The 23379-nt window shown below is 71.9% G+C and carries 19 protein-coding genes; 6 read left to right on the top strand and 13 right to left on the bottom strand.

Annotation, left to right across the window (positions count from 1 at the left end):
* Positions 1–22 precede the first annotated feature (22 nt).
* The 3 genes from ACGF3A_RS43470 to ACGF3A_RS43460 all read left to right on the top strand — a co-directional run bounded on the left by ACGF3A_RS43470 (position 23) and on the right by ACGF3A_RS43460 (position 8434).
* Positions 23–2557, top strand: a complete 2535-nt coding sequence (locus tag ACGF3A_RS43470) for an NACHT domain-containing protein (RefSeq protein ID WP_393736832.1) — start codon at positions 23–25, stop codon at positions 2555–2557.
* 54 nt (positions 2558–2611) lie between these two features.
* Entirely contained in the window at positions 2612–5761 is a 3150-nt protein-coding gene (locus tag ACGF3A_RS43465) for an NACHT domain-containing protein (RefSeq protein ID WP_393736830.1), read from the top strand.
* Between the two features lie 78 nt (positions 5762–5839).
* Positions 5840–8434 (top strand): NACHT domain-containing protein, encoded by a 2595-nt coding sequence (locus ACGF3A_RS43460; protein ID WP_393736828.1) that lies wholly within the window; start codon positions 5840–5842, stop codon positions 8432–8434.
* A gap of 103 nt (positions 8435–8537) precedes the next feature.
* On the opposite strand, the gene ACGF3A_RS43455 is transcribed toward ACGF3A_RS43460, so the two are convergent.
* Complete coding sequence (locus ACGF3A_RS43455; RefSeq protein ID WP_393736826.1) at positions 8538–11066, bottom strand: ATP-dependent Clp protease ATP-binding subunit; 2529 nt, start codon at positions 11064–11066, stop codon at positions 8538–8540.
* 487 nt (positions 11067–11553) lie between these two features.
* Between ACGF3A_RS43455 and ACGF3A_RS43450 the strand changes: the two genes are divergently transcribed.
* Positions 11554–12024 (top strand): hypothetical protein, encoded by a 471-nt coding sequence (locus tag ACGF3A_RS43450; RefSeq protein WP_393736824.1) that lies wholly within the window; start codon positions 11554–11556, stop codon positions 12022–12024.
* Here the strand turns inward: ACGF3A_RS43450 and ACGF3A_RS43445 are convergent.
* The 11 genes from ACGF3A_RS43445 to ACGF3A_RS43395 all read right to left on the bottom strand — a co-directional run bounded on the left by ACGF3A_RS43445 (position 12003) and on the right by ACGF3A_RS43395 (position 20584).
* Positions 12003–12344, bottom strand: coding sequence for an Lsr2 family protein (locus ACGF3A_RS43445; protein ID WP_393736822.1), 342 nt, complete (start codon positions 12342–12344; stop codon positions 12003–12005). The genes ACGF3A_RS43450 and ACGF3A_RS43445 overlap by 22 nt on opposite strands.
* 160 nt (positions 12345–12504) lie before the next feature.
* Positions 12505–13029 (bottom strand): amino-acid N-acetyltransferase, encoded by a 525-nt coding sequence (locus tag ACGF3A_RS43440; protein ID WP_393736820.1) that lies wholly within the window; start codon positions 13027–13029, stop codon positions 12505–12507.
* Positions 13030–13038: 9 nt separating this feature from the next.
* A complete protein-coding gene (locus tag ACGF3A_RS43435) occupies positions 13039–13449 on the bottom strand; it encodes a BlaI/MecI/CopY family transcriptional regulator (RefSeq protein WP_393736818.1) in 411 nt (136 codons plus the stop codon).
* 56 nt (positions 13450–13505) lie between these two features.
* Positions 13506–13676: a hypothetical protein gene (locus ACGF3A_RS43430; RefSeq protein WP_393736816.1), complete on the bottom strand. Its 171-nt coding sequence runs from the start codon at positions 13674–13676 to the stop codon at positions 13506–13508.
* 55 nt (positions 13677–13731) lie between these two features.
* On the bottom strand, positions 13732–14466 hold the full coding sequence (locus ACGF3A_RS43425; protein ID WP_393736814.1) for a hypothetical protein: 735 nt from the start codon (positions 14464–14466) through the stop codon (positions 13732–13734).
* Positions 14467–14763: 297 nt separating this feature from the next.
* Positions 14764–15561 carry a type III pantothenate kinase gene (locus ACGF3A_RS43420; protein WP_393736812.1) on the bottom strand — a complete coding sequence of 266 codons (798 nt, stop codon included), beginning with the start codon at positions 15559–15561 and terminating at the stop codon, positions 14764–14766.
* Positions 15561–16580, bottom strand: coding sequence for a carboxylating nicotinate-nucleotide diphosphorylase (nadC, locus tag ACGF3A_RS43415; protein ID WP_393736810.1), 1020 nt, complete (start codon positions 16578–16580; stop codon positions 15561–15563). Before nadC ends, ACGF3A_RS43420 begins: the two co-directional genes overlap by 1 nt.
* Positions 16577–18367 carry an L-aspartate oxidase gene (locus ACGF3A_RS43410; RefSeq protein WP_393736808.1) on the bottom strand — a complete coding sequence of 597 codons (1791 nt, stop codon included), beginning with the start codon at positions 18365–18367 and terminating at the stop codon, positions 16577–16579. Before ACGF3A_RS43410 ends, nadC begins: the two co-directional genes overlap by 4 nt.
* A 17-nt stretch (positions 18368–18384) precedes the next feature.
* Positions 18385–19305 carry a pantoate--beta-alanine ligase gene (gene panC, locus ACGF3A_RS43405; RefSeq protein ID WP_393736806.1) on the bottom strand — a complete coding sequence of 307 codons (921 nt, stop codon included), beginning with the start codon at positions 19303–19305 and terminating at the stop codon, positions 18385–18387.
* Positions 19302–20303 carry a Rossmann-like and DUF2520 domain-containing protein gene (locus ACGF3A_RS43400; RefSeq protein ID WP_393736804.1) on the bottom strand — a complete coding sequence of 334 codons (1002 nt, stop codon included), beginning with the start codon at positions 20301–20303 and terminating at the stop codon, positions 19302–19304. Before ACGF3A_RS43400 ends, panC begins: the two co-directional genes overlap by 4 nt.
* 65 nt (positions 20304–20368) lie before the next feature.
* Positions 20369–20584: a hypothetical protein gene (locus tag ACGF3A_RS43395; protein WP_393736802.1), complete on the bottom strand. Its 216-nt coding sequence runs from the start codon at positions 20582–20584 to the stop codon at positions 20369–20371.
* A gap of 131 nt (positions 20585–20715) precedes the next feature.
* On the opposite strand from ACGF3A_RS43395, the gene ACGF3A_RS43390 reads away from it, so the two are divergent.
* A complete protein-coding gene (locus tag ACGF3A_RS43390; RefSeq protein ID WP_393736800.1) occupies positions 20716–21825 on the top strand; it encodes a DUF5937 family protein in 1110 nt (369 codons plus the stop codon).
* A 61-nt stretch (positions 21826–21886) separates the two neighbouring features.
* Positions 21887–22612 (top strand): nucleotidyltransferase domain-containing protein, encoded by a 726-nt coding sequence (locus ACGF3A_RS43385; RefSeq protein ID WP_393736798.1) that lies wholly within the window; start codon positions 21887–21889, stop codon positions 22610–22612.
* Between the two features lie 50 nt (positions 22613–22662).
* Here ACGF3A_RS43385 and ACGF3A_RS43380 read toward each other — a convergent pair whose 3' ends face one another.
* Positions 22663–23346, bottom strand: coding sequence for a response regulator (locus ACGF3A_RS43380; protein WP_393736796.1), 684 nt, complete (start codon positions 23344–23346; stop codon positions 22663–22665).
* Between the last annotated feature and the right edge of the window lie 33 nt (positions 23347–23379).

Raw genomic sequence — 23379 nt, 5'->3', positions numbered from 1 at the left:
GCCGCCTCGTTAGGCTCCCCCCATGGAGCCGACGACCGTAGCCGCGCGCCTCGCCTCCAGCGCCGTGACGCCGCTGGTGAAGAGGCTGTTCACGCAGGAGGGGCCGGGCGCCGGGCTCGCCGACAGACCCGTACGGATCGCGAGCCGCGTCTCCTTCAGGGGCGAGCGGCGCACCCTCACCGGCAAGGAGCTCCACAGGCTCGCCGCCGAGCTGGTCCGCCGCGCCGCCGAGGCCGGAGGGCCGCACGAGGCGCCGGACCCCGCCGTCCGCGACGAGGTCACCGGGGCGCTCGCGGAGGCGCTGCACAGCCTGGGCGACCTGGACATGGACGACGCGCAGGCCGTACGGCTCGGGGCTGACGGCCTGGCCGCCCTGCTGGCCCGGCCCGACGGGCTGTCGGAGGCCGCCGAGGCGTACTTCCGCCCCCTGCTGCACACCGCGTGCGTGCACATCCTGCACTTCTTCACCCAGCGCTCGACGTTCGTCGCGCGCACCCTGGTCGAGCAGACGCGCACCCTGGAGCAGCTCGTGGCGACGACGGACCTGCTCGCCGCCCGTATCCCGTCGCAGACCGCGGGGGACGCCCGTTTCGAGCAGCGCTACGCGGACCACATCGCCCGCAAGCACGGCGAGTTGACCATCTACGGCCTCGACCTGCGGCACGCCCGCGAATGGCGGCTCGACAGCGCGTACGTCTCCCTGGAGGCGACAGCGAACGGGGACGGGGAGGGCCTGACGGCCCCTATCCCGGCCGAACGCGCCCTCTCGGGGCAGGAGCGTGTCCTGCTGCGCGGCGGCGCCGGGAGCGGCAAGACGACGCTCGTGCAGTGGCTCGCCGTGACCACCGCGCGGCAGACCTACGACGCCGCGCACCTGAGCCACCTCGTGGGCCGCGTGCCCTTCGTGCTGCCGCTGCGCCGGGTCGTACGGGACAGGCTGCTGCCCACCCCGGACCGGTTCCTGGACGCCGTACGCAGCTCCGTCACGGGCGAGCAGCCGGACGGCTGGGCGGCGCGCGTGCTGCGCGCGGGGCGCGGGCTGCTCCTGGTCGACGGCATCGACGAGATCCCGGAGCGCGAGCGGGAGGCCGTGCGCCGGTGGATGCGCGAGCTGATGGCCGACTACCCGGACAACCTGTGGCTGGTCACGGCCCGCCCGTCGGCCGTACGGGAGGACTGGCTGGAGCACGAGGGGTTCACCGAACTGTCCCTCGCCCCCATGTCACGCGCCGACGTCGCGGAGTTCGTCCACCGCTGGCACGAGGCGGCGGAAGCGGACCCGGAGCTGGGCGCGTCCCTGCTCGACGCGGTCCGTACGGCCCCGGCGCTCGGGCAGCTCGCGGTGAACCCCCTGATGTGCGGCCTGCTGTGCGCGCTGCACAGGGAACGCCGCGGTTTTCTGCCGCAGGGAAGGAAGGATCTCTACGAGGCGGCGCTGAGCATGCTCCTGGAACGGCGTGACGTCGAACGGGGCGTGGCGGACGGCCTCCGTCTCTCCAAGGAGACGCAGATCCAGCTCCTCCAGAAGCTCGCGCACTGGCTCCTCCGCAACGACCGCTCCGAAATGGAACGCGGGGACGCCGTGGCCCAGTTGGAACGGGCCCTGGTCTCCATGGCGCACGTGGAGGCCGGGCCCGAGCGGGTCTACCGGTATCTGCTGGAACGGTCGGGCCTCCTGCGCGAGCCCGCCGAAGGGCGCGTCGACTTCGTCCACCGCACCTTCCAGGACTATCTGGCGGCCAAGGCGGCCGTGGAGGAGGGCGACTTCCCGCTCCTCACGGACAACGGCGGCAAGGACCAGTGGGAGGACGTCCTCCAGATGGCCGTGGCCCTGGGACGCCCCGCCGAAAGGGCGCGCCTCCTGAGAGCGCTCGTCACACCGGCCGAGTTCCGTCCGGTCATGCTGGCCATGGCCTGCCTCAAGCACACCGTGGAGCTGGACCCCGCGGTCCGGGAGGAGGTCACTGTCAAGGCCCGGGTCTTTCTGCCGCCCCCGACGGTCAAGGACGCCGTCGGCATGGCCGAGACCTGCGGCCCCCTGCTGATCGACCTGCTGCCCGGACCGGAGGGACTGACGGACGACCAGGCGGTCCGTACCGTCACCTGCGCCTCCCATGTGGCCACGGACGCCGCCGTCAGCTTCCTCACCCGCTACTGCGCCCACCCCTCCCTGGCCGTCCGCCGCCAACTGGCCTGGCGCTGGCACCATTTCGACACGGAGGAGTACGGGCGCGAGGTCATCGCCCGTCTCGACGAGACCGATCTCTATTTCACCGCCCATTCGTCCGGTCATCTGCGCGTGCTGCGCGACCTGGGAGGACGGGAACGGATCCAGTTCTTCGGCCCCTATGACCCCGGCGAACTGGTGGAGCTGATCGACGCGGACCGCCTCACGGCACTCTGGCTGACCTCCGGCATCCGTTCCGGCGGCGGATGGTCCTGGCTCCGCGCCTTCCCGCGTCTGCGCACCCTCGTCGTGCCGGAGGACACTCACGAAATGGATCTCCTCGCCGTCCCCGCGCACATTCAGGTCCTCACGGACGCGCACGTAAGCTGAACCGGGCACCAACCGTCCGCAGTACCCGCCGAGTTGACCAGGAGGGCCGGTCCTATGGACGCCGGAGTCGTCGGGGCGCGGCTCGCGTCGAGTGTCGTGGGGCCGCTCGTCAAGAAGCTCTTCGTCTCCGAGGGACCGGGCGCGGGCCTGGTGGACCGGCCCGTACGGGTGTCCGGGCTCGTCTCGTTCCGGGGCGAGAAGCGGACGCTCACCGCGAAGGACCTGCGCAAGATCGCCGAGGAGCTGGTGCGGCGGGCCGCGCGCGACATCGGCACCCACGAAGCGCCCGGCCCCGAGGCGCGGCAGCGCGTGGCCGGACGGATCGCCTGGACCCTCGACGCGCTCGGCGAGACGGGACTGACCGACGTCGACGCCGTTTCCATGGGCCACGCGGCCTTCGCCCGCGCCCTGCACGACCAGGCCACCATCGGGCGCACCTCCCTGGCCGTCGAGCAGGACGAGACGGCGTTCTACTTCCGCGTCCTGGAGACCGCCTGCCTGCACGTCCTGCACTTCTTCACCCAGAGGTCCACGTTCGTCGCCCGTACGCTCGCCGCCCAGTCCCAGCAGCTGCGGGACCTGGTCACGCTCGTCGACGTCCTCATCGAACGGGTGCCCTCGCAGTCCGCGCAGGACGCGGCGTTCGAGCGGCAGTACGCCCAGCACATCGCCAAGCGCCACAGCAGCCTCACCATCTACGGCATCGACCTCCACCACGCCCGCGAATGGCCGCTCGACACCGCGTACCTGAGCCTGGAGGCGACGGCCACCGCCGCCGCGCCGGAGACGCCCGACGAGCGGAACGCGCACACGGACCAGCAGCCCGTCGAGCAGGCCCTCTCCGGTCACCGCCGCGTGCTGCTGCGCGGCATCGCGGGATCCGGCAAGACCACGCTCGTCCAGTGGCTCGCCGTGACCACCGCACGGCAGGACACGCTCACCGGGCGCCTCTCGCACCTGATAGGGCGCGTGCCGTACGTCCTGCCGCTCCGTACGCTCACGCGGGCGGGCGCCCGGCTCCCGGTGCCCGCCGACTTCCTGGCGGCCGTCTCCTCGCCGCTGTGCGGCTCCCAGCCGCCCGGCTGGACCGACCGCGTGCTCGCCGCCGGGCGCGGCGTGCTGCTGGTCGACGGCATCGACGAGGTGCCGGAGAGCGAGCGCGAACGCACCCGGCGCTGGCTGCGCGACCTGCTCACCGCCTTCCCCGACAACCTCTTCCTGGTCACCTCCCGCCCCTCCGCCGTACGCGAGGACTGGCTCGGCACGGACGACTTCACCGAGCTGTCCCTGTCCTCCATGCGCCCGGCCGACGTCGAGGTCTTCATCCGGCGCTGGCACGAGGCCGCGGAAGCGGAACCGGAACTCGGCGACGCGCTCCTGTCCTCCGTCCGCTCCAAGCCCGACCTCGGCCGCCTCGCCACCAACCCCCTCATGTGCGGCCTGATCTGCGCCCTGCACCGCGAACGGCGCGGCTTCCTCCCACGCGGCCGCAAGGCCCTCTACGACGCGGCGCTGAGCATGCTCCTGGAACGGCGCGACCGTGAGCGCGACATGCACCGCCCCGACGGCATCGAAATGGACGAGGAGTCGCAGGTCGAGCTCCTGCAGCGGCTCGCGTACTGGCTCATCCGCAACGGCCGTTCCGAAATGGCCCACGACGACGCCCTCGCGCTCCTGGAGCGCGTCCTGCCGTCCATGCGGTACGTCGCCTCGCAGGGCACCCCGGAAGAGCTCTTCCAGCACCTCCTCGTCCGCTCGGGACTCCTCCGCGAACCGGGCCACGGCACCGTCGAGTTCGTCCACCGCACCTTTCAGGACTACCTCGGCGCGAAGGCGGCCGTCGAGGAACGCGACTTCGACGTCCTCGTCCAGCACGCCCACCTCGACCAGTGGGAAGACGTCCTCCGCATGGCCGTCGCCCACGCCCGCCCCCACGAACGCGCCCGCCTCCTCCACGCCCTCGTGGACCGCGGCGACAACGAACCGGCGTGCCGCACCCGCCTCCACCTCCTCGCCATGGCCTGCCTGGAACACGCCACGAACCTCGATCCGGCGGTCCGGGAGGCGGTGGAGGAACGGGCGCGCATGCTGCTGCCGCCGCGCAGCGGGGAAGAGGCTCAGGAGCTGGCGCGGGTGGGGCCTGTTGTGCTGGAGCTGCTCCCCGGCCCGGACGGGCTCATGAACGACGAGGTATCCGCAACGGTCCAGACGGCGGGGGAGATCGGCGGCGACGCCGCGCTGCTGCTGCTCGTCAGGTTCCGCGAGCACCCCGAGGCCACAATGCTGGGGAGGTACTGGGACCGGTTCGACACCGACGCCTACGCGCGCGAGATCGTCCCCTACCTCGACCGCGGGTTCGTCACCGTCAGGACGGACGAGGAGATCGCCCGGCTTCGGGAGGCGGGAGGGCATCCGTATGTGGAACTCGTCGGCGACTTGGCTGAGGAACGGATCGCACAGGTGCTGGAGGAGGGTCAGGTCCGGAAACTCCTGCTGACCGACAACGACAGGCTCAGCAACCTCTCGTTCCTACGTGACTTCCCCAGCATCGAGGAACTCGACCTCCGTCGCTGTCCTCATGTCATCGATCTGGCCCCTCTGCGCGCCGTGCGGGAACTCTGGCTGTGGGATTTCGGCACCCAGGGGATGAGAGGGCTCCGCGAACTCAACCAGTTGAAGAGGCTCGTGCTCAGGGGGGACACGGTCTGGCCCGGCTTCCAGAGCCTGCCTCCGCCAGGGTCCCTGGAGGGGCTGCTCTTCCCCCGGCGCGGACTGACGAGCCTGGACGGCCTGACGGAGTACCAGGAACTGACCGAGGTCAGCTTCTGGGGCGTGGAGCACCGGCTCGCGCAGGCCGACTGGGAAGAGATGCACCGGCTTCCGGGCCTCATCCAACTCGTCCTGGACCACCCGCAGCTCTCGTCGCTTCCGGACGGCTTCCCGGAGTTCCCCGGAGTGACGCTCCTCCAGTTGCAGGACTCCGCCCCCGGTGACCTCGAACGGGCGTGCCGCCTGTTTCCGAAGGTGCGGACCCTCGCGGTGCACCAGCCCGCCGGAGACGTCGACCTGTCGCCCCTGAGCACACTGCCGGAGCTGAGCACCGTCCATGTGAACCGAGCCGAGCGCATCATCAACGCCGACCGCCTGGCCGAAAACGTTGACCTCAACATCTACCCGAGGCCCCGCACAAACCCCACCCCGTGACCATCCAACCGCACCGCGCATACGCTGGACCCGTAAGCACATACGCCCCCTGCCCCCCGTCAGGGAGTCGACGTCCATATGGATCCCGCAGTACGACTCGCGTCCGCTGTCGCCGACCCGATCGTCAGTCAGCTCCTGCTGCCCGTAGAGGCCGCCCCCACCACTCTCAAGGACGCCTCGACGTCCGAACTCCTCGCGCGGCTCGTCTCGTTCCGGGGTGAGTACCCGGCGCTCTCTTATGAGGGGCTGCTCTCGCTCTCGCAGGAGCTGGTCGAGCTGGCGGCCGCCGCGCACCGGCTGCCCGCCGTCGAGCGGGCGCCCATCGCGGTCGTGCTGTCCCGCACGCTCTGGATCATCGGCGAGCTGGACACGACCGACGTACAGGCCGTACGGCTGGGGCCGCAGGACTACGCGCGGCGGCTGCGGTCCGCAGTGCCGGGCGCGGACCGGGAGCTGACGCCCGACGCCGCCTGGTTCCACGACCGGCTGCTGGTCACCGTCTGCCTGCATCTGCTGCACCATCTGATCCGCCGCTCGCCGCGCCTCGCGGCCCGGCTGCCCGAGCGGGCGCACCGGATACGGCAGCTCATCGACCTGAACGACGTGGAGGCCGTGCGCGGCGTGGAGAACCCGGGGCGGCCGTCCGTGGAGGACGCGGACTTCGAGGCGCGGTACGCGGATTCGGTCGTCGCGCAGTACAACCGCGTCACCATCTACGGCATCGACCTGCCGAACCCGAACACCCCGGACAACTGGTCGCTCGACGCGACCTACCTCAGCCTCAGCGCCGAGTTCGACAACGTCGGCGACGAGGCGCGGGAGGAGCGCGAGAACGACGAGCCCGTCCTGACGGCCGACAGGGCGCTCTCCGGGCACGAGAGGGTGCTGCTGCGCGGCGTCGCGGGCTCCGGCAAGACCACGCTCGTCCAGTGGCTGGCCGTCTCCACGGCGCGGGACGCGCTGCCGCCGGAGCTGGAGTCGCTGCGCGGCCGGATCCCGCTCGTCCTGCCCGTACGGCGCTTCGCGCGGGAGGGGTTCCCCGCGCCGGACGACTTCCTGACGGCCGTACGGCACCCGCTCGCTCAGGAGGCACCCGACGGGTGGGTGGCGCGCGTGCTGACGGAGGAACGGGCGCTGCTGCTCATCGACGGGATCGACGAGGCCCCCGAGTCGGAGCGCGGACCGCTGCGGGCCGCGCTGAAGCGGCTGATGCGGATCTACTCCGGGAACTTCTGCCTCGTCACGGCCCGCCCCTCCGCCGTCGAGCCGAACTGGCTGGAGGACGAGGGCTTCGACGAGCTGGCGCTGGCGCCCATGAACCGCGACCAGGTCAGCGCGTTCATCACCGCCTGGCACACGGCCGCGCGGAACGACGAGGGCAAGGACCACTCCCGCCTTGAGGAGTACCGCGACAAGCTGCTCGCCTCCATCCCGCTCTTCCGCGAGCTGCGCGGCCTGGCGACCAACCCGCTGATGTGCGGCCTGATCTGCGCCCTGAACCGCGACCGTTCGGGCTCGCTGCCCAAGGGCCGCAAGGAGCTGTACGAGGCGGCCATGGAGATGCTCCTGCAGCGCCGCGACCCCGAGCGCCGGGTGCTCTACGCCGACGCCGTACGGCTCCAGCGGGCGCCTCGCGAGCGGCTGCTGCGCAAGCTGGCCTTCCGGATGCTGACCGAGCAGCGGGCCGAGCTGGACCTGGACGAGGCGCTGGAGGAGATCGATCGGAGCCTGCCCGCCATCCCGTCCACCGCGGGCCAGGGCGGCCCGGAGGCGATCTTCCGCCATCTGCTGCTGCGGACGGGGCTGCTGCGCGAGCAGACGGACCGCTCGATGGAGTTCGTGCACCGTACCGTTCAGGACTATCTCGCGGCCAAGGAGGCCGTCGAGCAGGGCGCCTTCGACCTGCTGCTCGCGCACGCGCACGAGTCGGAGTGGGAGGAGGTGATCCGGATGGCCGTGGCCCACGCCAGGCCGGGCGAGTGCGCCAGGCTGCTGACGGGCCTGCTGGCGCCCGGCAGGACGGGCATGCAGCGCAACCGGCGCCGCCTGCTGGCCGCCGCCTGCCTGGAGCACGTCACGGAGCTGGACCCGGAGACCCATGACCGTATCCGCCACGAGACGCGGAACATGCTGCGCCCGGCGACCGTCGCCGCCGCGCGGGGGCTGGGCTGGGTGGGCCCGATAGTGCTGGAGATGCTGCCCGACCCGTCGACGGTCTCGGACCGGGAGGCCCACCGGCTGGCCGTGACGGTCACGCGGATCAACGACGACGCGGCCGTCCACTACCTCGCGCAGCTCCGCAACCGCGCCTCTTTGGAGCTGCGCGCGGAACTCGCGCACGGCTGGCGCAATTTCGACACCGACCACTACGCCGAGGAGATCATCGGCCATCTCGACCCCGAGGGCCTGTACTTCCCGGTGAGCGACCGCGTGGAGCTGGCGGCCCTGCGCAAGCTGGGCGGCAGGGAACGCGTCCAGGTCGTCGGCCACTTCACCCCGGACGAGCTGCTGGAGGGCCTGGTCCCGGACCAGCTCACCCACCTGTGGCTCGCCTACGACCTGGGCGTACGGATGGACTGGCTGGGCGCCTTCCCGCATCTGACGACCCTGCGCGTCAATCCGCGGCTGCCCCGCGTCACGGGCGTCCCGGAGGGGGTCCGCATCCTGGCCTGAGGCTGACCTCAGGCCCCGGCGCGCATACGACAGGGGGCCGGCCCCGTCATCGGGACCGGCCCCTGCGCTGTCTGTCCGAGCCGCGCTCAGGCGTCAGGCTTGCTCATGCGTCCTTGGACAGGTTCGGCCCGCTGCCACCGGCGGCGGACTCGACCGGCGGGGCGTCGGGCAGCGCCGACTTCTCCTCGCCGCGGAAGGTGAAGGACTTGGTCTCGCCCTCGCCCTCCGTGTCCACGACCACGATGTGGCCGGGGCGCAGGTCGCCGAAGAGGATCTTCTCCGAGAGGACGTCCTCGATCTCGCGCTGGATGGTGCGGCGCAGCGGCCGGGCACCCATCACGGGGTCGTAGCCCTTCTTGGCGAGGAGCTCCTTGGCGTCCGTGCTGAGCTCAAGGCCCATGTCACGGTCCTTCAGCCGCTCGTCGACCTGGGCGACCATCAGATCCACGATGCGGATGATGTCGTCCTGCGTGAGCTGGTGGAAGACGACCGTGTCGTCGACACGGTTGAGGAACTCGGGGCGGAAGTGCTGCTTCAGCTCGTCGTTGACCTTCGCCTTCATCCGGTCGTATCCCGCCTTGACGTCGCCCTGGCTGGCGAAGCCCAGGTTGAAGCCCTTGGAGATGTCCCGGGTGCCGAGGTTGGTCGTCATGATGATGACCGTGTTCTTGAAGTCCACGACCCGGCCCTGGGAGTCGGTCAGGCGACCGTCCTCCAGGATCTGCAGCAGCGAGTTGAAGATGTCCGGGTGGGCCTTCTCGACCTCGTCGAAGAGGACGACGGAGAACGGCTTGCGGCGCACCTTCTCGGTGAGCTGACCGCCCTCCTCGTAACCCACGTATCCGGGCGGGGAGCCGAAGAGGCGCGAGACGGTGTGCTTCTCGCTGAACTCCGACATGTCGAGGGAGATGAGCGCTTCCTCGTCCCCGAAGAGGAACTCGGCGAGCGTCTTGGACAGCTCCGTCTTACCCACACCGGACGGACCGGCGAAGATGAACGAACCACCCGGGCGCTTCGGGTCCTTCAGGCCCGCACGCGTGCGCCGGATCGCCTGGGAGAGCGCCTTGATGGCGTCCTCCTGGCCGATGACGCGCTTGTGCAGCTCGTCCTCCATGCGCAGGAGCCTGCTGGACTCCTCCTCGGTCAGCTTGAAGACCGGGATGCCGGTGGCGGTGGCGAGGACCTCGGCGATGAGCTCCTCGTCGACCTCGGCCACGACGTCCATGTCGCCGGCCTTCCACTCCTTCTCCCGCTTGGCCTTCTGGGCGAGGAGCTGCTTCTCCGTGTCACGGAGGGAGGCGGCCTTCTCGAAGTCCTGCGAGTCGATCGCGGACTCCTTGTCCCGGCGGACGTTCGCGATCTTCTCGTCGAACTCGCGGAGGTCCGGCGGGGCGGTCATCCGGCGGATGCGCATCCGCGATCCGGCCTCGTCGATCAGGTCGATCGCCTTGTCCGGCAGGAAGCGGTCCGAGATGTAGCGGTCCGCGAGCGTCGCGGCGCCGACCAGCGCGGCGTCCGTGATGGAGACGCGGTGGTGCGCCTCGTAACGGTCGCGCAGGCCCTTCAGGATCTCGATGGTGTGCGGCAGCGACGGCTCCGCGACCTGGATGGGCTGGAAGCGGCGCTCGAGGGCGGCGTCCTTCTCCAGGTACTTGCGGTACTCGTCGAGCGTCGTGGCACCGATCGTCTGCAGCTCGCCGCGGGCCAGCATCGGCTTGAGGATGCTCGCCGCGTCGATCGCGCCCTCGGCGGCGCCCGCGCCGACCAGGGTGTGCAGCTCGTCGATGAACAGGATGATGTCGCCGCGCGTACGGATCTCCTTGAGCACCTTCTTCAGGCGCTCCTCGAAGTCACCGCGGTAGCGCGAGCCGGCGACCAGGGCGCCGAGGTCCAGGGTGTAGAGGTGCTTGTCCTTGAGGGTCTCGGGCACCTCGCCCTTGACGATCGCCTGCGCCAGCCCCTCGACGACGGCGGTCTTGCCGACGCCGGGCTCGCCGATGAGAACCGGGTTGTTCTTCGTACGGCGGGACAGGACCTGCATGACCCGCTCGATCTCCTTCTCGCGCCCGATGACCGGGTCGAGCTTGGACTCACGGGCGGCCTGCGTCAGGTTGCGGCCGAACTGGTCCAGGACGAGCGAGGTGGAGGGCGTGCCCTCGGCGGGTCCGCCCGCCGTCGCGGCTTCCTTGCCGCCCGAGTACCCCGACAGGAGCTGGATGACCTGCTGGCGCACCCGGTTGAGATCGGCGCCGAGCTTCACGAGGACCTGGGCTGCGACGCCCTCGCCCTCGCGGATCAGGCCGAGCAGGATGTGCTCGGTGCCGATGTAGTTGTGGCCGAGCTGAAGGGCCTCGCGGAGCGACAGCTCCAGCACCTTCTTGGCACGGGGGGTGAAGGGGATGTGGCCGGACGGGGCCTGCTGGCCCTGGCCGATGATCTCCTCCACCTGCTGGCGGACAGCCTCAAGCGAAATCCCGAGGCTCTCCAGTGCCTTAGCGGCGACACCCTCACCCTCGTGGATCAGGCCCAGGAGGATGTGCTCGGTGCCGATGTAGTTGTGGTTGAGCATCCGGGCTTCTTCCTGAGCCAGGACGACAACCCGCCGCGCGCGGTCGGTGAACCTCTCGAACATCGTTAATCGCTCCTCAGAGCGGTCAGGCAGTGAGGGGACGCTCCCCTCGCTGTCCTTCCGCAGCTTAGTCCCGCAACGGGGGACCGCTCATTCCAACTGCCGACACCGGCCCAGTTGAGTACTCGCCTCCTGCCCCGGACAGCCGACAACAGTTCCAACCCGATGGTGCGAGACGATGTTCCCGCAGGCCAGGCGTATTCACCTGGATCCACTACGCCGACGGCGAACGCCCCCTTGCCGACACGCCCGTCCCGGCCCGACACCGCCCGTTCACACCGCCGCTCCGCCCGTCTTCACCTGGGCTTCCTGCTCGTTAGAGCCTTCTTACCCGCTCGCGGTGACAGTCCATGCGGCTTACAGCCGATACGCGCGGGCGCATCCGCTGTTGGCGAACAGCCTTGCGCTTGTGCGGTTTCTCTTTGAGCACGGCGAGTAGCCGTTGTCAACCCTGCGTAACACTCACGGGGCGCGGCCCGTTGCACCGGGCATGACTTTCGCGATTCCGCGCGCCCTGGAGAACGCCGGGGACGCCGAAGAGACCGCCATCGATGTGGCGGGTGCGGTCGATGCGACGGGTGCGGCCGGTGCGGCCGACGTGCTGGAGGTGCCGGTCGATGCCGGACTGGCGCTGCTGCGGCGCAGGGGGCTGCGCACCGGACCCGTGGCGTACGACCCGGTGCGCGCACGCGTGCAGCTGCTCGTGCCCCGCGGCACAGCCGAGGAGCTGCCGGGGCTGCTGGAGTGGCTGGAGTGGGGCGGGATCGAGCTGGAGCTGACCGCCCGCGCCGCCTACGACCCTCGGGAGGCCGCCGTCTGGCTGCGGCCTCCCGAGCCGGGGTGCGGGCCGGGAATGCCGGAGACCACCGGGCGGCCCGTCGATCTCGTACGGCTGGTGAGCGCCGCGGCCACCGAGTGCCACCGCGCCCGACTGGGACTTCAGCCGTTGGCCTTCTCGTAGGCCTCACGAATGCTCGCGGGGACCCGGCCCCGGTCGTTGACCTCGTAACCCTGTTCCTTGGCCCACGCGCGGATCTTCGCGGTGTCCTGACCGGCGCCGCCGCCCGTGGCCGCACGGCCGCCCTTTCCACCGCGCGCGGAACGCCCGCCGGTGCGGCGCCCACCCTTGAGATAGGGCTCCAGAGCGCTCCGGAGCTTGTCCGCATTAGCGGTGGTGAGATCGATCTCGTAGGTCTTCCCGTCCAGAGCGAACGTCACCGTCTCGTCCGCCTCGCCACCGTCGAGGTCGTCGACAAGAAGAACCTGAACCTTCTGTGCCACCGACTGCTCCCATTCGTCATCGATAACGGATTACTGATACTGCCGACGAAAGCAAACCGCTTTTCCCGGAGAAACACAAACCCTCGGCGGAGTTTGCCCGGCCATCCGCTGGGATTGGCGGGATCTTTCGGACATAGTGGTGGCAGATCAGAGCCAGGGTTCAGAGATGCAGCAGCATGCGGCTGTTGCCCAAGGTGTTCGGCTTCACCCGTTCGAGGCCCAGGAACTCGGCTACTCCCTCGTCATAGGAACGCAGCAGCTCGCTGTAGACATCGCCGTCGACGGGAGTCTCGCCGATCTCCGTGAAGCCGTGCTTCGCGAAGAAGTCAACTTCGAAGGTGAGACAGAAAATGCGCCGGACGCCGAGCCAGCGCGCGGTCTGGAGCAGCTTCTCCAGCAACTGGTGACCGACCCCGCTCCCGCGCTGCGCGGGAGCCACGGCCAGGGTCCTGACCTCGGCCAGGTCCTCCCACATGACATGGAGGGCGCCGCATCCGACCACTTCCGCGTCGTGGTCCCGTTCAGCGACCCAGAACTCCTGGATGTCCTCGTAAAGGGTCACGGTGGCTTTGCCGAGCAGGATCTGCTCGCGCGAGTAGGCCTCGATGAGCGCGCGCACAGCGGGCACATCCGCTGTGCGTGCCCTGCGGATGGTGACTTCGCTTAGCGGCGCGGCTTCTGGCATGAACGGACGCTATCGCTCCTGGCCTCCGGCGCCGCCGTCGGGGGGATCGAGATGCACGCCGTTCAGTTGTACGACGCGCAACGCGTCCCTCAGCACATCGACCTGTTCCGGCGACATCATGCCGAAGAAGTCGACGAGAGCGGCGGCGGGGTTGTCACTGGCCGACCACGCCTCGTTCATGAGAGCGGCTGAGTACGCGGCCCTAGTGGAGACCGCTTCATATCGATAGGCCCGGCCTTCTTGATCCCGGCGGACCCAGCCCTTCTGGCGCAGGTTGTCCATTACGGTCATCACCGTCGTGTAGGCGATGGCGCGTTCCTTCTGGAGATCTTCCAGGACTTCTCGCACGGTGACCGGGCGGTTCCAGCGCCATACCCGGGTCATCACGGCATCTTCCAACTCACCCAATGGCCTCGGCACAGATGAATAATAGTCGGAGATGTCCGAATCGAGGGGAATAAGGGCCCGGCGGGGACTCAGTCCTTCTTCTGCTGCTGAGCGCCCTCGGCACGGGCCAGCGCGGCATCGACGATGCCGTCCTCCTTGGCCTTGTTCGGCCCGCCCTGACTCTTCACTATGACCACGATGAGCGCCGTGAATGCCACCGCCATGATGAACGGCGGAGTGAGTGCGGCGACGTAATCCATGGCTTTGGCCTCCTCGGTGCGCAGACGTCCAGCGTACTGCGAGGAGTTCGGGCGACTACGCCGGGACCGCCCGCCCGTACGCCTCCTCCGCGGGCGGCGGCGCGGGCGACGGCGGGGCCTGCGGCTCCGCCGGGTCCCGGCGGGGCGGGAAGACCTCGGCGGGGGTGGGGACGGGGCGGCCCGGGGCGGGCGGCCCGGAGGGCTCGGAGGGTTCGGACGGCTCGGAGGGCTCGGAGGGCGGCGTGGCCGGGGATTCCGGCGAGTCCGGCGAGTCCGGTTCGCCGTCGGACGTCCCGGCGGGCACGTCCGGCATGTCCTGTGCCTCCGGGGGCAGGGGCTCCGAGGCCGGGGCGGGGACCCTGCCGGTCGGGAGAGGGCGCAGGCGCGTGCGTACGGCCCGTTCGGCGAGGCGCTCGCAGCGCAGGAGCAGCGCCCGGCGGCGGGCCGCCTCGGGGCCGCTCACGGCCTCCTCGCACAGGGAGCGCAGGACGACGAGGTCGTCGGGGCGCGCGAGGTAGCCCGCGGTGAGGGCGGCCTCCAGCTGGTCGAGATAGCCGACGGCCGCGCCGGGGAGGGCGTCGCGGTAGCGGGCGAGGTCGGCGAGGAGGAAGGAGCGGAGCCGGTAGCCCTCGCGGACCGTCTCGTCGACGGCCTCGGCCAGCCGCAGGTACTCGCGGGCCTCCTCGGGCGTGGGGCCGGACTGCAGGGCGATGGCGAGGGCGCCGCCGAGCACACGCAGCTCGTCCGCGCTGAACGCCACGCCGCCTCGGGAACCGTAGGGCGTGGGCATGGGCCGACGATACGGGGTGAACCGGACAAGTCTTCTTATCGCGCGAAGCGCGGCGTGGCGCGGCGCGGAACGGCGCTGAACGGCGCGGGGACGGCGCGGGGACGGAGCCGCACGCGGGTGGGCGTGCGGCTCGGCGCCGGGCACAGGAGCAGGAGCGCCCGGCCGCACCGGCGGCGCGTGCAGCCGACAGGCGGAGGAGGGCGCCATGGCGGAGCCTCGGCGAGCCCTGGCGGCCGACGACACGGCAGATGTGCGTGCCGGGCGACGCGGGGCCCGGCAGGCTCCGCCGGGCAGGCGTCAGCTCCGGTCGACGTTGCGCTCGTAGACCAGGCGGAGGCCGATCAGGGTGAGCCAGGGCTCGTGCTCGTCGATGACCGCGGACTCGCCCAGGACCATGGGCGCGAGGCCGCCCGTGGCGATGACGGTGACGTCGTCGGGGTCGTCGGCGAGCTCGGTGGCCATGCGGTTGACGACGCCGTCGACCTGGCCCGCGAAGCCGTAGACGATGCCCGCCTGCATGGCCTCGACGGTGTTCTTGCCGATGACGCTGCGCGGGCGGGCGATCTCGATCTTGCGGAGCTGCGCGCCGCGTACGCCCAGCGCGTCGACGGAGATCTCGATGCCGGGCGCGATGACGCCGCCGACGTACTCACCGCGGACGGAGACCGCGTCGAACGTCGTCGCCGTGCCGAAGTCGACGACCACGCAGGGGCCGCCGTACAGCTCGACGGCGGCCAGCGCGTTGATGATGCGGTCGGCGCCGACCTCCTTCGGGTTGTCCATCAGGATCGGCACGCCCGTCTTGACGCCCGGTTCGACCAGGACGGCGGGGATGTCGCCGTAGTAGCGCCGGGTCACCTCGCGCAGCTCGTGCAGCACGGAGGGGACGGTCGAACAGATGGCGATGCCCTCGATGTTGTCGCCCAGTTCCTCGCCCAGGAGCGGGTGCATGCCCATCAGTCCCTGGAGGAGGACGGCGAGTTCGTCGGCCGTACGGCGGGCCTCTGTGGAGATGCGCCAGTGCTCGACGATCTCCTCGCCGTCGAACAGGCCCAGCACGGTGTGGGTGTTCCCCACATCGATGGTCAGCAGCATCAGGCGGTCCCCTCGCGCAGGTCCAGGCCGATGTCGAGGATCGGGGAGGAGTGGGTGAGCGCGCCGACCGCGAAGTAGTCGACGCCGGTGGCGGCGTACGCGGCGGCGTTCTGGAGCGTGAGGCGGCCCGAGGACTCCAGACGGGCGCGTCCCGCGACGAGCTGGACGGCCTCGGCCGTCTGCTCGGGCGTGAAGTTGTCCAGCAGGATCAGGTCCGCGCCCTCCTCCAGGACGGGCGGGATCTGGTCGAGCCGGTCGACCTCGACCTCGATCGGGACGTCCGGGAACTCCTCCCGTACGCGCCGGAACGCCTCCGCGACGCCTCCGGCCGCGACCACGTGGTTGTCCTTGATGAGCGCCGCGTCCGAGAGGGACATGCGGTGGTTGACGCCCCCGCCGCACCGGACGGCGAACTTCTCCAGGGCGCGCAGGCCCGGAGTCGTCTTACGGGTGTCCCGTACGCGCGTCCGCGTGCCCTTCAGGGCGTCCGCCCAGGCGCGCGTGGCCGTCGCGATGCCCGAGAGGCGGCACAGCAGGTTCAGCGCGCTGCGCTCGGCCGTCAGCAGGTCGCGGGTGCGGGTGCGGACGGTGAGCAGCTTCTGGCCGGGCTCGACGCGGTCCCCGTCGAGCACATGGCGCTCGACCTCGAACTCGTCGGTGCACACGACGGAGAGCACCGCCTCGGCGACCCGCAGGCCCGCCGCCGTCCCGGCCTCGCGCGCCGTGAAGTCGCCGACGGCGACGGCCTCTTCGGGGACCGTGGCGACGCTGGTGACGTCGACTCCGTTGTCCAGGTCCTCCTCGATGGCCAGGTGGGCGATGTCCTCGATCTGCACCGGGTCCAGGCCCTGGGCCGCCAGGAGCATCGCCAGACCGTCGTCCAGGCCGCATTCGAGCGGGTCGAGGTCCGCCCCTTCGCCCCCGGCGGCGCAGCCGCAGCCGTCGCCGCAGCCACCGTCCTGTCCGGCCGGAGCGGCCGGGCCCTTGCCGATCTGGAGCAGGGGAAGGTCGTCGGTCACTGTGTCTCCTGGTTCTGCGCGACCGGCGGGAAGGCGGTCGTCTGTGTCGTACGGACGGTGAAAAGCATGTCCTGGGAGGCGGACCGGTCGGCCTTTTCCGGCCGTTCGGGCCGCTCGGACCCGTCCGGCTGTTCCGGTGCGAGCGAGACCACGACATGGCGGCGCCATTGTGCGTCGTCCCGGTCGGGACGGTCCTCGCGCCAGTGGCAGCCCCGTGTCTCCTCGCGGTACCGGGCCGCGGTGACGAGGACGCGCGCGACCAGATGGAGGTTGGCGGTCTCCCAGGTCTCGACGCCCGGTTCGGCGGGCTTGTCGGCCAGGTCGCCGGGGAGCGCGGAGAGCCGTTCCGCGGCCTCGGCCAGGCTGTCGGCGGAACGGAGCGCCCCCGCGCCGCGTGACATCAGCCGCTGGACGGCCACGCGGGCCTCCGGCGGCAGCAGCGGCACGCGCGCACGGGCGCTCGTGTACGGGCCGGGGCCCGCGCTCTCGGTCACGGCGCGCTCCGCGATGCGCTCGGCGAAGACCAGACCCTCCAGCAGGCTGTTGGAGGCGAGCCGGTTGGCGCCGTGGACGCCGGTGCAGGCGACCTCTCCGCAGGCGTACAGCCCCGGAACGGTCGTCCGTCCGTGCCGGTCCGTACGGACGCCTCCGCTGGCGTGGTGCGCGGCGGGGGCGACCGGTACGGGCTCGGTCACCGGGTCGATGCCGTGGGAGCGGCAGGCGGCCAGGATGGTGGGGAAACGGCGCTCCCACATCTCGGCGCCGAAGTGCCGCCCGTCCAGGTACATGTGGTCGGTGCCCTGTTCGGCGGCGCGGCGCATGATGCCCTTGGCGACGATGTCGCGCGGGGCCAGCTCGGCGAGCGGGTGCCGCCCCTCCATGAAGCGGACGCCGTCCGCGTCGACGAGGTGCGCCCCCTCGCCCCGTACGGCCTCCGAGATGAGGGGCTGCTGCCCCTCCGCGTCGGGGCCGAGGTAGAGCACGGTGGGGTGGAACTGGACGAACTCCAGGTCGGAGACCTCGGCACCGGCCCGCAGCGCGAGAGCCACGCCGTCGCCCGTGGCGACGGACGGGTTGGTCGTCGCGGCGAACACCTGGCCCATGCCGCCCGTGGCGAGGACGACGGCGGGCGCGTGGACGGCGCCGACGCCGTCGTGCTGGCCCTCGCCCATCACGTGCAGGGTGACGCCCGCGGTGTGCCCGTGCGCGTCCTTGAGGAGGTCGAGGACGAGGGCGTTCTCGACGGTACGGAGCGAGGGTTCGGCCCGTACGGCGGCGACGAGGGCGCGGGAGACCTCGGCGCCCGTCGCGTCGCCGCCCGCGTGCGCGATGCGGCGGCGGTGGTGCCCTCCCTCGCGGGTCAGCTCGATCTGGCCGCTCGTCTCCGAGACGTCGAAATGGGCGCCCGCGCCGATCAGGCGCCGCACCGCGTCGGGGCCCTCCGTGACGAGGGCCCGTACGGCGTCCTCGTCGCACAGTCCGGCGCCCGCCGTGAGGGTGTCCTCCAGGTGCTGCTCCGGGGTGTCACCCTCGCCGAGGGCCGCGGCTATGCCGCCCTGGGCCCAGCGGGTCGAGCCGTCGTCCAGCCGCGCCTTGGTGACGACCACCGTGCGGGCGCCCGCCGCGGCGCAGCGCAGCGCCGCCGTCAGGCCCGCCACGCCGGATCCCACGACGACGACGTCGGCGTCGACCGTCCAGCCGGGCTCCGGCGCCTCCAGCGCCCGCCCTGCCGCTTCGTGCGTTGCCTCGTACGTCGTCCCGTCGTACGTCGTCCCGTCGTGCGCCATGTGAGGGCGTCCTCCGCTCAGTGCGCCCGGTCCGCTCGGTCCGCGCCGGGGGCGGGCGCGAGGTGCGGCCGGACGTTGTCGATGAGGCGTGTGGTGCCCACCCGGGCGGCCACCGCCAGCACGGCTTCCCCCACGAAACGCTCGTCGACCGCCGTGAAGTCCTCGGGGTCGACCAGGGCGACGTAATCGAGCTCCAGGGGCGCGCCTTCGAGCACGTCCCCGGCCGCGCGCAGCACGGCGGACGGGCTCCCGCCGCGCGCGGCCGCGGCCTCTCCGGCCGTCAGCGCGCGGGAGAGCGCGAGCGCGGTGACGCGGTCCGTCCGCGACAGGTAGCGGTTACGGCTGGACAGGGCCAGGCCGTCGCTCTCCCGTACGGTCGGCACGCCGACGACCTCGACGGGGAAGTTCAGATCGCGCACCATACGGCGCACCATGGCGAGCTGCTGCGCGTCCTTACGGCCGAAGAACGCCACGTCGGGCGCGGTCAGATGGAGGAGCTTCGCGACGACGGTGAGCACCCCGTCGAAATGGCCGGGCCGGTGCGCGCCCTCCAGCCGTTCGCCCATGGGGCCCGCCCAGACGCGCACCTGGGGCTCTCCGCCGGGATAGACCTCGTCCGCCGAGGGGGCGAAGACGACGTCGGCGCCTTCCTTGCCCGCGACGGCCAGATCGGCGTCCAGGGTGCGCGGATAGCGGTCCAGGTCCTCGCCCTCGCCGAACTGGAGCGGATTGACGAAGACGGTCACCACGACCTGCCCCTGGGGGCCGACGCGTTCGCGCGCGGCCCGTACGAGCGCGGCGTGGCCCTCGTGCAGGGCGCCCATGGTCATCACGACGGCGCGCTCGGAAGTGCTGGAAGCACCGGAAGTGCCGGAAGCGCCCGAAGCGCGCGACAGGGCGCGCAGTTCGGCGCCCGTACGGACGACGGCCGGGGTCATTCGCCGGCTCCCTCGTCGTCGTCCCCCGCGCTGCCGGAGTCTCCTCGCGGAGTGCCGCCGTCCGGAGTGCCGCCGCCCGCGAGGACGTCCAGGAGGTCCTCGGCGAGTTCGGGCTTGAGCAGGCCGTGCGCGAGCGCACGGTCGGCGGTCGCGCGCGCCATCGCGAGGTAGCCCGCGACGGTCTGCGGCGCGTGCTTGCGCAGCTCGGTCACGTGCGCCGCGACGGTGCCCGCGTCGCCGCGCGCGACGGGCCCGGTGAGCGCGGAGTCGCCGGAGCGCAGCGCGTTGTCGAGCGCGGCGCCCAGGAGCGGGCCGAGCATCCTGTCGGGGGCGCGCACGCCCGAGGCGCGCAGCAGCTCCATGGACTGGGTGACGAGGGTGACCAGATGGTTCGCGCCGATGGCGAGGGCCGCGTGGTAGAGCGGGCGGGCCGCTTCCTCGATCCATTCGGGCTCGCCGCCCATCTCGATGACGAGCGCCTCGGCCGCCAGCCGCAGCTCCTCCGGCGCGGTCACGCCGAACGAGCAGCCCGCCAGGCGCTGGACGTCCACGGACGTCCCCGTGAACGTCATCGCCGGGTGCAGCGCCAGCGGCAGCGCGCCCGCGCGGACGGCGGGGTCGAGCACGGAGGCGCCGAACCGGCCGGAGGTGTGCACCAGGAGCTGCCCCTGCCGCACGGCGCCGGTCCCCGCGAGGCCCGCCACCAGGTCGGGCAGGGCGTCGTCGGGGACGGTGAGCAGGACGAGGTCGGCCCGCGCGAGGACCTCGGCGGGGTCCACGAGGGGCACGCCGGGCAGCATCTCGGCGGAGCGCCGCCGGGAGGCGTCGGAGACGCCCGAGGCGGCGACGGGGCGGTGCCCGGCCAGGCGCAGCGCGGCGGCGAGGGGCGGCCCGACACGGCCCGCGCCGACGACGCCGACGGACAGCCGCGCGGGGCGGTCCTCGGCCCGTGCCGGACCCGCTGGATCGGGGGGCTCTGGAGGTGTGGGGTTGTTCACGGACTGGCCTTCCGTATGCGTTCCGGTCCGCTCGTTCCGCCGGTACCGGACGTGACCAGGCCATGCTAAGCCCTGCCCGCACGGCGGCGGAGAGCGCCGGGACGGCGGGGAGAAGCCGTCCGGCGGCCCCTCGGGGAGCCCCACGTCCGGCGGGCCTCCCTGCGCGCCGTCCACCACGCGTGCAGGAGCTTCGCCTCGTGCGTGCCGGGGGCCGGAGGGGGCGCCTCGCCCTGCTGCTGGAGGCGCCAGGTGTCGAGTGCGTACTGCGTGCTGAGAGTCATGGCACGAGGCTGCGTCCGTCCCCGCCGCCCTGGCACGCGGATTGACCAGGGACGTCAATCAGCACCCCGCCGATTGACGGCCCCCGTCAATCGGGGAGCGACCGGCGTCCCTCACGGGCGAGGATGGGCACATGAGTGTGGTCATCGACATCACGGGCCTGCCGCCCGAGCGGATCGTCTTCAGCCCGTCGCCGCTGGCGGAGCTGGGCGCCGCGCTGCACGCTCTGGCCGAGCCCGGCCACCACCCGGCCCTGCACAGCTGGGCCACCGCGACCAACGCCGCGCTCAAGTGCGATCTGGCCGACCGGCTGTGCGAGGCGGACTTCCTGTGGCGCTCCACCCGGGCCGACATCCTGCTGCCCGCGAACCCGCGGCCCACGCTCCGCGAGGAGCTGGACGACCTGGACACGATGGACGACGAGCGGTTCGTCGACGCCGCCCTGGAGATCTCGTGCAGCCGCCGCTCGTACGCGACGGGCCGTCCCTCGCCCCTCGTCGACGGCGCGGAGCGGAAGGCCGCGCTGGAACGGGCGACCGTGCGCGGCCCCCGCCAGGCCGAGTTCGCCCGGCGGCTGCTGGACGACCCGCGCACCGTCCGGGCGTGGATCCGCCGTCTGCTGGAGGACTGCGAGTCGGCGTTCTTCGGCGACCTGTGGGAGCGCACCCGGCCGCAGCTGACCGCCGACGCGCGGCACAAGACGGAGCTGCTGAACCACCGGGGCCTGGCGGCCACGCTCGACGCGGTCTCGCCCGCCATCACCCTGGACGAGGAGGGCCCGGGGCCGCGCGTCGTCGTCGACAAGCTCACCGAGGGCCGCACCTGGGCCGCCGACCCCGCGCTGCCCGGCGGGCCCGGCGTCACGTTCCTGCCCACGCTCATCGGCCAGCCGCACCTGCTCGCGCTGTACGCGCCCGGCTGGCGGCCCGTGGTGACGTACCCGGTGGCGACGCCCGAGCTGCCGCAGCCGATCGCCCAGAGCCTCATGCAGTGCCGTCTGGAGGCCCTCGCGCACCCGGCGCGGATGCGGCTGTGCCTGAGCCTGTCGCGCGCCGCCTACACCACCAGCGAGCTGGCGAACATCCACGGCCTGAGCGCGCCCGAGGTCTCCCGCCACCTGAAGGCCATGAAGAAGGCGGGCCTGCTCACCACCCGGCGCCGCGGCCGGTACGTCCAGTACCGCCTGGACCTGAGCACGGTGGCCCGCATAGGGAGCGACTTCATCGGCGCGGTGCTGCGCTGACGCATCGCCCCGGCAGTACCGCCGGGGAGGGCTGGCACGATGGCCGTCCATGGAGCCGTCCATGAACGCGCGCACCGCTCCGGCCGTACAGGCCCGGGCCCTGGTAGAAGACCGGTTCCCGCACGCCCTCGGCGCCCTGCTCGGCGGCTCGGCGGCCCAGGGACGCGCCACCGCGGCCAGCGATCTGGACGTGGTGATCCTCCTCCCGGACGGGGAGGCCGGGCGCCGCGAGGTGATCCGCCACGACGGACGGCTGGCCGAGCTGTTCCTGCACACCCCCGCGGACGCGCCCGAGCACTTCGAACGGGACAGGAGGCTGCGCCGGGGCACCGTCCTCTTCCTGTACGACCAGGGGATGGTCCTCGACGATCCGCACGGCCATCTGGACCGGCTGCGCGACCGGGCGCGTGCCCTGCTGGCGGCCGGTCCCCCGCCGCTGGACCCGGCCGAACGGGAGCGGGGGCGCTACGTCCTCACCTGCTTCCTGGACGACCTGACGGACACGTCCCCGGAGGATCGTCACGAACAGCTCGCGCTCGCCGACTTCGCCCTGCGCGAGGCGGCGCGCCTGCTCACCGCGCACCACGGCGCCTGGACGGGCATCGGGAAATGGCTGCCGCGCAGGCTGCTGGCCGCGGACCCGGTACGGGGCGAGGAGCTGCTGGAGGGCCGCCGTGCCGTGGCCGAACGGGCGGACGCCGGTCCGCTCTCCCTTGCCGTTGAGCGAGTGCTCAACATGCTCGGCGGGCCCTTGCGCGAGGGATACACGCAGCCCTGGCGCGCGTAAGGGCCCGTGGCCCCGCGGGCTCCCGGGCTCCCGGGCTCCGCGGGCTGTGCCTACGCGCCGCCCCCGGCCCGCACGAGGCCCGTCTCGTACGCCAGGACCACCGCCTGGACGCGGTCGCGCAGCTCCAGCTTGGCCAGGATGCGGCCCACATGGGTCTTGACCGTGGCCTCCGACAGGACGAGCTGGGCGGCGATCTCGCCGTTGGAGAGACCCTGCGCGATGAGGGTGAGGACCTCGCGTTCGCGGTCCGTGAGGCGCTCCAGCTCCTTGGCGAGCGGTTCGCTGGCGGTGGCGGGCAGGACGGAGGAGAAGCGGTCGATGAGGCGCCGTGTGGTGCTGGGCGCGACTACCGCGTCGCCGCTGTAGACCGCGCGGATCGCGGCCAGCAGGTCGGCCGGCGGCACGTCCTTGAGCATGAAGCCGCTGGCACCCGCCTTGAGCGCCGAGAAGGCGTACTCGTCGAGGTCGAAGGTGGTCAGGATGAGCACCTTGGGCGAGCCGGGGCCGCCCTCGCCGCCCTCGCAGATGCGGCGGGTGGCCTCGACGCCGTCCACGTTCGGCATACGGACGTCCATGAGGACGACGTCCACGGAGGTCGAGCGCAGGATGTCCAGCGCCTCCGCGCCGTCCGACGCCTCCGCGGCGACCTCCATGTCCTGCTGCGCGGTGAGCACCATGCGGAAGCCGGTGCGCAGCAGCGCCTGGTCGTCGACGAGCATCACGCGGATCGTCATGCGGGGGTCCCTTTCCTGCGGTCTGTCGGTGGC

It is taken from the genome of Streptomyces sp. NPDC048172 (assembly GCF_043202595.1).
Lineage (GTDB): Bacteria > Actinomycetota > Actinomycetes > Streptomycetales > Streptomycetaceae > Streptomyces.
The sequence above is the reverse complement of the archived record's forward strand: the minus strand, read 5'-3'. Positions and strand labels throughout refer to the sequence as shown.